This is a genomic window from Algibacter sp. (genome assembly GCF_039977455.1).
Lineage (GTDB): Bacteria > Bacteroidota > Bacteroidia > Flavobacteriales > Flavobacteriaceae > Algibacter_B.
In genome coordinates this window covers 51,407-64,289 of the sequence record NZ_JBDWDG010000010.1, presented here as the reverse complement: position 1 = coordinate 64,289, position 12,883 = coordinate 51,407, and the positions used below count along the sequence as shown (strand labels likewise).

Here is a 12,883-nt window from a genome sequence, read left to right as displayed (position 1 = left end):
ATCAACTAATTCAAATTCAATACTAGACTAACTATTGAATGTTTTCGTAGAAACTTACAGTACCACTATCCTCGTTGGAAACTACTAATAAGTCTCTACCATTAGGACTATCAGCAGCAGGTATAACCAATAAACCTTCCGGTGCTTCATCACCATTATGCGATAAAATAGCCATATATTTTGGTGCTGTTGGATTGGTAACATCATAAACCATAACTTGATCATTCCGTTCTAAACCCACAAATAAAATATAGCGTTCATTACCAATATTTAAAATCTCTACGGCTTCTGGCTCTGCTCCTTTATCATCACTTCTTCCGTCTTCGTCATTAAAGCGAGTTGGTGTTATCGATAAGGTTTCTTTTGCAATACTGTTTCCACTATCATAAAGTAAACTGCCACTTCCCGACCAAACGCTAAATGAACGTGCTCCATAACTATAAATTTGTTCTACCTCCCCATCATTATTTGTATCACCTAATGTAGATGTTGTTTTTAATCTTCCAAGATTAACCTCATTTTGAAAATTGTTAGAAGAAGGGTAAATTGTTTCATCAAGTGTAAAATCTTCTACACGTTCTTCTTCACTAAACCCATCATAATCTCTAGAATCACCTTCGTTAGCTGAAAAAAGGTAATCTATTCCTCCAATATTTACTGAAGTAATCGCGTCTGGTTGATACATGCCAAGAACTGGCCAATTTTTAAGTTCTGTAACACCATCTTTATCGCTGGCGTCCATTTCATTTCCTGCAATATTATGATCTTTAAAACCTAAAGGATAAATCCCCTCAATCGTTTTTGATGTTAAATTCACTTTAGCAACGCCATTATTTTCTTGTAATGACACCCATGCTGTATTGGAATCTTCTGATACAGCTATATATTCTGGCTCCACATCTTGAGCAAGTGTAGCTCCAGGACCAAATACTCTAAACCCTTGCGCTTCTAGCGCAGTTTCTTGACTATTAAAAGATGTAAAGTCTAGAATTGATATTGAATCATCAGATAAATCTATTACACTGATAGTTCCTAATGGATCTATGGTATAATCATCATTAGGTTCGCCTTCATTTGCAGAAATAATTAATTTTCCATCTTTAGAAAACGTGACCATATCTGGCAAAGCACCAACAGTATATTGATTTAATAATGTATTATCAGAGGTATTGTAAACTAAAATTTTCCCTGGGTTTTGTTTTGGATCTGATTCAACAGCTATTGCCAATTTACCATTGGAAACTGCTACACTATTTGGTGCACCATATACCGATAAATCTATTGGAGTTTCTAAGACAGGAGAATCTAAATTTGAAATGTTATTTACAGATATTTGATTAGATTCCACATTAACTGTAAATAGTTTTTTTGAAATGGCATCATAAGCCGAAATTTCTGAAGCACCTTCTCCTCCAACATTAATGGTGGTTTTATACTGAAAATTGACTTCGGTATTTACTGGTATTTTTGTAGTATTATCGTCATCATTCTGACAACTGAAAATTGCAGCAATACATACTGCGCTAGTAAGTAGTTTATTAAATCTCATATTTGATTATTTGTTTTGACAAATATGAAACCCTTACTTTAAGCAGATGTTAACTAATTAAAAAGCTATTATTAGCATTTGCTAGTTATTGTAACCAAAACGTTTCAGCTGGTTTTGATTGCTTCTCCAATTTTTATTCACCTTTACGTATAATTCGATATGAATTTGTTTTCCAAAAAACTTTTCTAAATCTTTTCTAGCTTCTACACCTACGCGTTTTAGTGCGCTTCCTTTATGACCAATAATAATACCTTTTTGAGTTTCGCGCTCGACCATAATTACAGATCTTACTCTAATAATTTGTTCTTCTTCAAAAAACTCTTCGGTATCAACCTCCACCGCATAAGGGATTTCTTTTTTGTAATGCATTAGAATTTTTTCTCGAATAGTTTCGTTTATAAAAAACCGTTCTGGCTTATCGGTTAACTGATCTTTAGGGTAAAACGGTGGTGATTCTGGAATTAAATCTAATATTCTATTAAAAACTTCTTTTACATTGAAGCCTTCTAGTGCTGAAACAGGAAAAATCTCAGCATTAGGCACTTTTTCTGCCCAAGTTTGTACTTGACTTTCTAATTGCTCTTGATCAGATTTATCAATTTTATTTAGCAATAATAATACTGGTATTTTTGAATTGGTAATTTTATTAAAGAAAGCTTCATCTTTTAACTCCTTTTCTCCAATTTCTACCATATAAATAAGCACATCGGCATCTTCAAAAGCCGATTTTACAAAGCCCATCATCGATTCTTGTAGCTCGTACGCTGGCTTAATAATACCTGGAGTATCACTTAAAACCACTTGAAAATCATCGCCATTTACAATACCTAAAATTCGGTGTCTTGTAGTTTGTGCTTTGGACGTGATAATGGAAAGCTTTTCTCCAACAAAGGCATTCATTAATGTAGATTTACCAACATTAGGATTACCAATTATATTTACAAAACCTGCTTTATGGCTCATGATATTTTTATTTAAGATAATGCAAAGTTACAACTTGATTATTTTAATATACTAAAAATGTAAAAACAAAAAAAACAGGAAGCTAAGCTTCCTGTTTTTTATATTTAAATACGTAAGGTAAAATTACTTTACTTCTAATAACTCTACATCGAAAATTAATGTTGAATTTGCTTTAATTGGTCCTCCTGGTCTTGGGTTAGCACCATAAGCGATATCACTAGGAATAAAAAACTTATACTTAGCACCTTCTTTCATTAATTGTAAACCTTCAGTCCAACCTTTAATAACTTGAGTTACTCCAAACTCAGTTGGCTCACCTCTATCAACCGAACTATCAAATACAGTTCCGTCAATTAAAGTTCCATGATAATGAACTTTTACTTTAGACGAGGTTGTTGGTGTAGCACCTGTTCCTTCTTTTAAAACGATATATTGTAAACCACTTTCGGTTGTTACAACACCTTCTTTCTTAGCATTATCAGCTAAAAACTTTTCGCCTTCAAATTTATTATTTTCAGCTTCTTCTTTTAGCTTAGCTGCATCGGCTTGTTGTTTCTTTTGAAAATAAGCTCTTACTACCTGTTGTGCTTTAGCTTCATCAAGTAAGATATTTGAAGAATCTGACACGTTATTAAAGCCTTGAATAAATAAATCACTATCAAATTCATCAAAACTAGCTTTTACATTTCTAGCAACATCCATTCCTATAGCATAACTTACTGAGTCAATCTCTGTTGTTATTGCTTTTTGTGTTGCTCCGTTTTGATTACAAGATGCTGCAAGTATAATTACTGATAGCAAACCTAAAACTTTCATTATTTTCATTTTTATATTTTTTTATTATGTCGCCAAATGTAACAAATTTTATAGAGAGTAAAAAAGAAAAATAACGGCACTTAATTACCCCTTAAAATCATTAAACTGAGTTATTAAATTAAAAGAGCCGCTAAATAGCGGCTCTAAAAAACAAATAAAATTTGTAATTATTTTCTAACAGACTTTACAATAGCTAAGGCTGCTTTAACATCCTTCTCTAATTTTGCGTAATCTTTATTAGCTATAATATCTTTTGAAATAAGCTTAGACCCCATTCCAACACATGTTACACCAGCATCAAACCATCCTTTAAGGTTATCTTCTGTTGGAGAAACACCTCCCGTAGGCATAACCGACGTCCAAGGTTGTGGCCCTTTAATACCTTTTACAAATTGAGGTCCGTAGATATCGCCAGGGAATAATTTTACGATTTCGCATCCTAATTCTTCTGCTCTTGTAATTTCAGTTAAAGTTCCGCATCCTGGAGACCATAATACTTTTTTACGGTTACAAGCAATAGCAATATCTTCTCTTAAAACTGGAGTTACAATAAAGTTTGCTCCTAAAGCCATGTATAATGATGCAGCGCCTGCATCTGTTACAGAACCTACACCCATTATCATTCCTGGTAATTCAGCAATGGCATATTTTGTTAATTCTCCAAAAACTTCGTGAGCAAAATCACCACGAGCGGTAAACTCCATTAAACGAGCTCCACCATCATAACATGCTTTTAATACTTTTTTACTTAACTCTATATCACTGTGAAAAAATAAAGGAATCATTCCTGTATCTTTCATTGCTTGCGCTACTTCTAATCTTGAAAATTGTGCCATTATATTTTATTTTTTAATTAGTTAATTTAATTCCAATTTAGTAATTTTTTAAAATCGTATGCTTCCGGATTAGGCAAATATTGTTTAGCCAACTCATAATCTTTTTCCTTAATATAAAAGAGATTATTAATAAATAGCTGAGCCATATCTGAATTTATGTCTACTAATCTAGGTGGTATTTTACCCTCATTGTCTTCAAAGTCCTTTAAATACAGAGGCATAATATCGCCATTTGAATTGGCACTTACTATACAACCAGAAACGCCTTCGTCAAACAACTTTTTAACACCTATACCTAATAACGTACATAATGTTAAATCGAATGCAATTGGGTTACAACATCTTAACTCATATCCAAGCTCTACGGGTCTTGATTTAATTTCTAAACCAACCTCTTTAAGCTTTGTTTGTAATAAGAAGTTAAATATATGTGATTTACTTACGTTTCCTAATTCTGGGTGTCCGTGGTCATCGTATGTAAAGTTGATGCCCGAATTTATAATCTCGTCTTCATCCATAAAATGAAAAACGCCTTCACTAACCAAGGCAACACCATATTCGATACCTTGGATCTTACATTTAACAATCGAAGAAATAATCATATTGATAATTTTTCCGAATGTTATTTTAGTTTTATTAAACATTTCAGGAATAATCATCATTTGATAATGACATGCCGATGCAATTCCAAAAGCAAGATGTCCTGCAGAACGCCCCATAGCGGCAACTACAAACCAGTTTTCACTTGTTCTAGCGTCTTCATAAACCGTATTACCTATACGTACACCTTCATCTTTTGCTGTATGAAAACCAAAGGTTGGATTCCTATCTGGCAAAGGTAAATCGTTATCGATGGTTTTAGGCACATGAACATGCGCCACATCCAAATCCTGAGTATTTACATATTTTGTTAACCTATTGGCTGTTGATGCTGTGTCATCCCCTCCAATAGTTACAAGTAATTTTACGTTGTATTTCTTAAAAAAACCAGCCTTAAAATCGCTATCTTTAGGTTTAAACCGGCTCATGATTAAGGTTGAACCACCACGACTAAAAATTCGATCGGCATGATGAAAATCAAAAAAAACTAATGAAGGTTCATCAGAAAGCAATCCTTTATAACCATGATGCACACCTATAACTTGGTAACCATCTTTCAGAAATGTTTTGGCTAATGTACTAATAACAGTATTTATGCCCGGAGCTGGTCCGCCTCCACACATTATTGCAATAGATTTCTTCATATAGTTTATATGATTTTAAGATTAGAAAAACTTACTTAATTAAATAACAAAAAAACTACAAGGTGTTAACTGCAATTACAGCTATACTTCACCTTGTAGGTTATTTTATAAACTTTATCGGTATAATTTATCTAGCAACTCTACCAGATGCATCACCACCCATTAGTTTTTCAACTTCAGCAACAGTTACTAAGTTAGCATCACCTTTAATAGTGTGCTTTAAGCAAGATGCCGCAACAGCAAAATCTAATGCATTTTGATCGTTTTCTGGGTATTTTAATAATCCGTAGATTAATCCACCCATGAAAGAATCTCCACCACCAACTCTATCAACGATATCCGTTATTTGATATTGACGAGTTTCGTACATTTTCTTACCATCATATAAAACTCCAGCCCATGTATTATGAGATGCAGAAATAGAGCCTCTTAAAGTTGTAATCACCTTTTTAGCTCTAGGGAATTTTTCCATCATTTGTTGACATACAGATAAGAAAGCCTCAGCTTTAACATCGTGCCCTTGAGTTTGCACAGAAATTCCTTCTGGCTTAATACCAAAGTGCATTTCTGCATCTTCTTCATTTCCAAGAACAACATCACAATATGATGTAATCTCAGTCATTATTTTTTCTCTATGTGCATCGCTACAATATTTCCAAAGTTTAGCACGGTAATTTAAATCGGTAGAAATAGTAATTCCTTTAGCACTTGCAGCTTTAACAGCTTCTAAACAAACATCGGCAGCACCTTGAGAAATTGCTGGTGTAATACCTGTCCAGTGAAACCACTCAACACCTTCAAAAACAGCATCCCAATCAATCATTCCTGATTCAATTTCAGCAATTGCAGAGTGTGCTCTATCGTAAACCACTTTAGAACCTCTAGATACCGCACCTGTTTCTAAAAAGTAGATTCCTAAACGATCTCCACCCCAAACAATTTTATCAACACCAACGCCTCTTTTACGCATTTCCATCATAGCACACTCACCAATATCATTTTTTGGTAAACGTGTTACGAAATCACATGACACACCATAATTAGCTAAAGAAACAGCTACGTTTGACTCTCCGCCACCGTAAACAGCATCAAAGTTATTTGCTTGTGAAAATCTTAAAAATCCTTGTGGAGCTAATCTTAACATGATCTCTCCGAAAGTTACTACTTTACTCATCCTATTTAGTGTTATTTAAAAAATTAGTTTTTGCTTAAACGTTTAACCAATTAGTTCAAAATAAATCAAAATCTTTAATTACAGTTAGATTTTGATTGAATCAGTTAAAACTATATATTTGCTTAATCGATTAAACAAATATATAAAAAAATTGAATATCAAAAAGAAAACTACTATAAAAGATATTGCTAATGTTTTAAATATCTCTGCTGCTGCGGTTTCTAAAGCACTTAACGACGACTCCAGAATTAGTAAAAAAACTAAAAAAGCAGTTAAACAAGTTGCCCAAAATCTTAATTATCAACCAAATCATCTTGCTAGTGCGTTAAGAAAAGGAAAAAGCAAATTGGTTGGCGTTATTGTCCCTAGAACCAATAGCAACTTTTTTTCTTCTGTTATTCAAAATATTGAAGAAGTATTAAATAAAGAAGGTTATAACATTATTATAACACAATCTAACGAATCGTTTAAAAAAGAATGCGACAGCATTGACACCTTATTATTTACCCAAGTGGATGGCATAATTGCATCAATGGCCAATGAAACTGTAGATTTAGATTATTATGAAAAAGTAAAAGCAAAAGGAATTCCTTTAATTTTATTTGATCGTGGTGAAAATGACTTAAATGTAGATTATATAGGTATTAATGATTACAAAAGCAGTCAAGATATTATTGAACATCTGGTAAATCAAGGTCGAGAAAGAATAGCACATATTGGAGGCTATAAACGTACTCGTATTTTTAATAATAGAATTAGAGGTTATATTGATGCCGTTAACAAGCATAATTTACCTTTAGAGCCAGAGCTTTTAATTGAAAGTAGCCTAACTATTGAAGATGGCAAAGAAAAAATGGAACAATTACTCCTATTAAAAGAAAGACCAGATGCTGTTTACGTGGCCAGTGATTATGCTGCATTAGGCGCTTTACAGGCTTTAAAAGAACAAAAAATAAAAGTACCAGAAGATATCGCCTTAGTAGGTTTTGGTGACGAACCTTTTACGGCTTATGTTACACCATCCATTTCTAGTATAAACCAGCACAGTACGGAAATTGGCAAACAAGCGGCCTTAACATTTTTAGGTTACACCAAGAAAAAGACAGTAAAACAAACCCTGAATAAAATAATTTTAGATGCTAAATTGGTAATACGAGAATCTTCAAAAAATCAATAAAAAAGGAGTTTCAAAAGTATAAAACCAATAGCTTTAAATACGTTTTACTTTTTTTACTAAACTTTCCGATAGGTTAAACAACCAACTTAACTGCTCAAATATTAATTTTGTTTCATGCAACTGTGCCCGCATTTCGTTGGTAATTGGAACTCCTTTTTCAATTTCTTCACCTCTTTGCGATACCAAACTTTTAAAGTCGTCCTCATAATTTTTAGTAGCCTTATCTAAATCTTCATTTGCTAAAGCAATATTAGATTCTTTATTTTCTAAAATAGCAATAGCTTTTTCCAGATTAGATAAAATATGTGTTACATAAATTTCAAATTGCTTTGGCACGTTACTCGTTTTGTTGGTTCTTATATAGATCCCTAAGGATGCTAGCGAAGATAAATAGGTGTTACAAATGGTTATTAAATCGTAAATAACAACAATATTTTCTTGCTTCGATTTAGGTTCTTGAACCAATCTTTGGTAGGCGGCATTCAAATTCGCAACCTGTAAAAACGTCTCTTTTCTGGCTAATTTATAGGCCGTAGAGACCTCTCCTTTTTCATGGTATAAAAAATCTATTTGCTTTAAAAAATCGGCAATTCCATTAATAGAATTAACAAAAAACTCTTTAATGTTTTTAGACTCCCAAGCCGGCCAAAACAAATAATTACCTGCATAGGCTAATACTGCACCAATAAGCGTATCAAAAACCCTAAACTTAATAGCCATTAATACATTTGGATGAATTAAGGCATACATAAAAATAACATATAACGTAATAAATGCGGCACCATTTCTATAATTCTGTTTTAAAATAGAAAACCCAATTATTAATGAGAAACACGCAATAACAGCATAAATTATGGGGTTTTGTGTTAAAAACACAATCCCAACGCCAACTGCTGCACCAATTATTGTACCCACCAACCTTTGTACGGTTCGTTGTTTGGTTAAGCCATAACTGGGTCTCATTATTACAACTATGGTTAGTAAAATCCAGTAAGATTGCTGCATTTCCATAGCATAACCAATTAAAAAACCAATTAGCATAGTAAGCGTTAATCTTAACGAATGCCTAAATATTGGTGATTTAAAACTAAAATTTGCTTTCAATTTTTTAACATCATAATCCTGCGGTGTTATAAATTGTTCGGCATCCTTAATCCCTCTAATTTTATTATTTTTAGAATAACTTTCTAATATTCTAGCGATATCATTTAAATTACTAATCTGTCTTTCTTGATACGATTTAAAGTTTAACAAAAGAATGGCACCTTCTCTTGAATCGGGCAAACCTACCTTCACTTTATAAATATCAATATGGTTTTGTATTTTTTTAAGTAGTACCTTAAAACTATCATTAAACGTAAGCTTCTCTTCTTTTAAAACAACCTTAGCGATAAAGGCTAGTCTATCGGAAATTTCAAAAATTAAAACTTTAAACTCATCTATTTTTTCGGGATGATCTTTAAATAAGGCATCAAACTTATCATAATCAATAGTGTTGGAAATAGCCAATTCATATATTTCCATGACTCTAGAAAAAAACAATTGTTGTCGTCTTGTTCTATTACTAAAACCAGAGTTTAATCTTTTTTCTAAAATAACCTCTCTTAAAGTTTCTTGAAGTTCATTTATTTCTATTTGAAGTTTAAAATTCGCTTCTAAAAGTGTGCTTCTATTAGTCGTTTCTACTAGTAGTTTTCCTCTAATTTTTATAAATTCTGAAGTTTTATCTAGTAGTTCAACAAATAAGTAATCGGTTTGAACTTGCGGTAAGGACAATTGAGTTAAAATCGTTAAAAACAGATACCAAACCCCTCCTAAAGCCAGATACACAGCATGTCCTAAAACCGTAACCTCATGACTTTCATAAGCAAATGCAAGAACAAAAGATAACAAGCCTGCTAATGATATTAACGATGCCCGAAAACCAAAAACCGAAATATAAGAAACCGCAAAAACCAAAACGATTAACAAGGGTATAACGACTATTAGATAGCTACTAAAATAACCGATAAGTAAGGTTATAGCAAACACTAAAGCTATGGATGTTAATATGCCATAAAACTTATGTTTTAAACTTCCTGGTACATCACATGGCGCACACAATATAGCCCCCAAGGCTATACTAAATCCAATTTCAAAACTATTAAGGAAGTAAAAAGATATTAAAACAGGTGTTACCATGGCCAAAGCAACTAAAATGGCCTTAGTAAAATGTATGCTCTTAAAGTACCTAATTAAATTTTTAACCATAAATAAAATTATGATTCAAATTTAAGAAGTCTTTTTAGCTAACACTAGCTATTCATGATAATAAAACTTTAAATTAAACCAAAATCAATTTTAACAGAATAGTTTCTATAAAATTTTATAAATACTAATAAAAACACTCAAAAATGTATTAAAAAAGCAATTCCAAAAATCTATAATTTTCTAATTTGAAAAGCATTTAATACGGGTTTTCCTTTAACGGCTTCAAAACCTATAGATATACCTTCTCCATTTAAAACTAGAATTTCATACTTTCTTACAACAGCTTTTTCCGCTCCAAACTCATTGGTTAAATTTAAGTTTTTCTCCACATAATGGCCATTAACACTTACTTTAAAAACACGCTCTGAAACAGTTTCTGAAATTTTATCGTTCCCTAAATTATAAACTAATTTTTCATGCTCTTTATCCGATTCTAATTCTGCCCAAACCAAAGACACCACATATTTCCCATCGGGTACATCAAGTTTAAATTTTTGAATTCCTACTCGTTGTGTTTGATATATAGGATCATCTTCAGAATCTATAATATCTAATTCTGAACTTGGAAGGCTTCCAAACCTTGTTTTAGGTCTAAAAGGTTCTCCTCCTTCATATCCCCAACTCCCTGAAGTATATTCTTGTTCTGGAATCCAAACCTGACTTTTAACTTTATCTTCATAAATTCGTTTGGAACCAAGGAGGACATTTAATTGATAAAATTCATCTTTAAATTCTGAAAACTTATTAGGCGCCAATCTAAAATCTACGTCTAACACATCAATATAATCCTTAGAATTGATATTTGTTTTGGCTACTAACTTATTTTCCCCATTAATAAAAGGCACAGAAAACCTAGCGATATAATCTTCAACTTTAGCACTATAAACGACATCATTATGCCATAATTCTACCGAACTTCCATTGGAGTAAACGGTTACAGGTTGTATGCAAAAATCTTTTCCATCTTCTGCAACACCTCCTCTAATTCCCCATTGATTTTGCCCAAATTTAATAATAGGCTTGCTAGAAAGTGTCGTTTTATATAACCACCATGTATCTTTCTTTTCTCTATTTAAAGTGGTAATACCTTTTAGGTTGGTTCTTGGCAATGCGTACCCTCTAGATTCTGAATAAAAATCATTTAAATTCCAAATATTTGCTCCCACAATAAATGGGCGGCTATTTATGGCTTTTAGATAATGTTCATGGTATTTATTTCCATATTCAACGGTATAATCAAATCTTTCAGATTCAAATGAATGTAATCGAGGATGCACATCGGCACCATACTCGGTGATAATAAGCGATTGATTTGGAAAAAGACTATGAAGCTCATCTAGTGTTTTATCAAAACTAGATAGTTTTCCAGAATACCACCCCTGGTATAAATTCCAGCCAAGTATCATAGGTACAGCTGTTAAACCAGCATCTTTATAACGACTTATGGCCCCATGATTTGGAATCATAGTATATCGACTTGAATCTAAATCTCTTATTTTCGCTTCAATTTTAGCGCCTAATTTTGTCACATTTTTAGCATATACCTCATAACGTGCTTTCTCTGTTTTTTGATTAAAAGGCAACCTTAAAAGCACCTCATTCATATAAGCCCAAATAATTAATGATGGGTGATTAAAATTTTGTTTCACCATTTCTTCGGCCATGAAAAGGCAATTTTCTGTAAATGCTTCCGATTCGGTAATGGCATTTACAATAGGAATTTCTACCGAAGCTAAAATCCCTAAACGATCACACATTTCTAATACGGTTGGGTCTTGTGGATAATGTGCAATTCGTAAAAAATTACCACCCATTTCCTTAAGCAAACGGATATCGCGCACATGCATCTCATCGGTTAGGGCATTCCCTTTTTTCAAATAATCTTGATGTCGATTGGTACCTATTAATTTTATATATTCTCCATTAAGAAAAAATCCTTTTTCGGCATCAAATTTAAACCACCTTAGCCCTAATGGCTGAACAGACTCATCCAAAAGCAGTCCTGTTTTAGCATCTTTAATTTGGGTAATAACTTGATACAAGTAAGGATTATCTGGCGACCACAACTCTGGTGCTTCAATAGAAAATTCTTCTAAAATGGTTTTATCTTTTTCGGTTTTAGTGAATTTAACGTTTTTAGTATTGGTTAAAATAGTTTTGCCTTGCTTATCTATAATTCTATTAACAAGGCTAACTGTTTTACTTACATTAGCCTCATTTTTTAATAAGCTTTTAACCTTTACTTTTGCTTGCTTTTTAGAAACCTCGGGGGTTGTCACGTATATTCCTGATGAACTATAATCGTCCATTGAAAAATGAACATCATTTAGTTTTACAAGAAATACATCGCGATAAATACCGCCAAAAAATGTAAAATCTGCCGATAAAGGTGGGATATCTACATTGTGACTATTATCTACTTTTACAGCTATTGTATTTTGTTGATTGTATTTTAAAAACGATGTAATATCAAAATGAAATCTAGTATAGCCTCCTTTATGTTGGCCAACCCATTTATTGTTTACATACACATTGGTAACTTGATTTACTCCTTCAAAATAGATAAAGGTTTTATTATTTTTATTTTCCTCTGCTTCTATAAAAACACTTTTTTTATACCAACCAACACCTCTATAATAACCCGGTGTATCGTCTGTAACATCTATATTATTCCAAGTATGCGGGATGTTTATAGTTTTCCAATTTGCATCATTTTTATTTAAAGATATTGAGCTATTGGAAAGATCTAAATCGCCTTTATAAAACTCCCAGTTATTGTTAATTGTAAATGTTTGGCGTGCTTGCGCATTTGCACTAAAAATAGTGGCAATCGCAATTAAAAAAACATATAATCTATTCGTCATTTTTAATAGT

9 protein-coding genes are annotated in these 12,883 nt (G+C 32.4%); 1 reads left to right on the top strand and 8 read right to left on the bottom strand.

Going from position 1 to position 12,883, the window contains the following annotated elements:
• Nucleotides 1–31: 31 nt before the first annotated feature.
• The 6 genes from ABJM36_RS02265 to ABJM36_RS02240 all read right to left on the bottom strand — a co-directional run bounded on the left by ABJM36_RS02265 (nt 32) and on the right by ABJM36_RS02240 (nt 6,582).
• Complete coding sequence (locus tag ABJM36_RS02265) at nt 32–1,549, bottom strand: choice-of-anchor I family protein (protein WP_348448740.1); 1,518 nt, start codon at nt 1,547–1,549, stop codon at nt 32–34.
• A gap of 81 nt (nt 1,550–1,630) precedes the next feature.
• The gene (gene era, locus ABJM36_RS02260) at nt 1,631–2,512 is read right to left on the bottom strand and encodes a GTPase Era (protein ID WP_348448738.1); all 882 of its coding nucleotides are present in this window, start codon (nt 2,510–2,512) and stop codon (nt 1,631–1,633) included.
• A gap of 123 nt (nt 2,513–2,635) precedes the next feature.
• Nucleotides 2,636–3,337: an FKBP-type peptidyl-prolyl cis-trans isomerase gene (locus tag ABJM36_RS02255; RefSeq protein ID WP_348448736.1), complete on the bottom strand. Its 702-nt coding sequence runs from the start codon at nt 3,335–3,337 to the stop codon at nt 2,636–2,638.
• A 158-nt stretch (nt 3,338–3,495) separates the two neighbouring features.
• A complete protein-coding gene (locus ABJM36_RS02250) occupies nt 3,496–4,164 on the bottom strand; it encodes a bifunctional 4-hydroxy-2-oxoglutarate aldolase/2-dehydro-3-deoxy-phosphogluconate aldolase (protein WP_348448734.1) in 669 nt (222 codons plus the stop codon).
• Between the two features lie 26 nt (nt 4,165–4,190).
• The gene (locus ABJM36_RS02245) at nt 4,191–5,408 is read right to left on the bottom strand and encodes a 6-phosphofructokinase (protein ID WP_348448732.1); all 1,218 of its coding nucleotides are present in this window, start codon (nt 5,406–5,408) and stop codon (nt 4,191–4,193) included.
• 127 nt (nt 5,409–5,535) lie between these two features.
• Complete coding sequence (locus ABJM36_RS02240; RefSeq protein WP_348448730.1) at nt 5,536–6,582, bottom strand: sugar kinase; 1,047 nt, start codon at nt 6,580–6,582, stop codon at nt 5,536–5,538.
• A gap of 151 nt (nt 6,583–6,733) precedes the next feature.
• Here ABJM36_RS02240 and ABJM36_RS02235 point away from each other — a divergent pair, with 151 nt between their 5' ends.
• On the top strand, nt 6,734–7,759 hold the full coding sequence (locus ABJM36_RS02235) for a LacI family DNA-binding transcriptional regulator (protein WP_348448728.1): 1,026 nt from the start codon (nt 6,734–6,736) through the stop codon (nt 7,757–7,759).
• 33 nt (nt 7,760–7,792) lie between these two features.
• On the opposite strand, the gene ABJM36_RS02230 is transcribed toward ABJM36_RS02235, so the two are convergent.
• Nucleotides 7,793–10,009, bottom strand: coding sequence for an FUSC family membrane protein (locus ABJM36_RS02230; protein ID WP_348448726.1), 2,217 nt, complete (start codon nt 10,007–10,009; stop codon nt 7,793–7,795).
• Nucleotides 10,010–10,179: 170 nt separating this feature from the next.
• Nucleotides 10,180–12,873: a glycoside hydrolase family 2 TIM barrel-domain containing protein gene (locus tag ABJM36_RS02225; RefSeq protein WP_348448724.1), complete on the bottom strand. Its 2,694-nt coding sequence runs from the start codon at nt 12,871–12,873 to the stop codon at nt 10,180–10,182.
• Nucleotides 12,874–12,883: the final 10 nt, after the last annotated feature.

What these genes read in the sequence shown, in the direction of transcription:
- ABJM36_RS02265 (WP_348448740.1), bottom strand. Translation starts at nt 1,549, where the DNA reads ATGAGATTTAATAAACTACTTACTAGCGCAGTATGTATTGCTGCAATT.
- era (WP_348448738.1), bottom strand. Translation starts at nt 2,512, where the DNA reads ATGAGCCATAAAGCAGGTTTTGTAAATATAATTGGTAATCCTAATGTT.
- ABJM36_RS02255 (WP_348448736.1), bottom strand. Translation starts at nt 3,337, where the DNA reads ATGAAAATAATGAAAGTTTTAGGTTTGCTATCAGTAATTATACTTGCA.
- ABJM36_RS02250 (WP_348448734.1), bottom strand. Translation starts at nt 4,164, where the DNA reads ATGGCACAATTTTCAAGATTAGAAGTAGCGCAAGCAATGAAAGATACA.
- ABJM36_RS02245 (WP_348448732.1), bottom strand. Translation starts at nt 5,408, where the DNA reads ATGAAGAAATCTATTGCAATAATGTGTGGAGGCGGACCAGCTCCGGGC.
- ABJM36_RS02240 (WP_348448730.1), bottom strand. Translation starts at nt 6,582, where the DNA reads ATGAGTAAAGTAGTAACTTTCGGAGAGATCATGTTAAGATTAGCTCCA.
- ABJM36_RS02230 (WP_348448726.1), bottom strand. Translation starts at nt 10,009, where the DNA reads ATGGTTAAAAATTTAATTAGGTACTTTAAGAGCATACATTTTACTAAG.
- ABJM36_RS02225 (WP_348448724.1), bottom strand. Translation starts at nt 12,873, where the DNA reads ATGACGAATAGATTATATGTTTTTTTAATTGCGATTGCCACTATTTTT.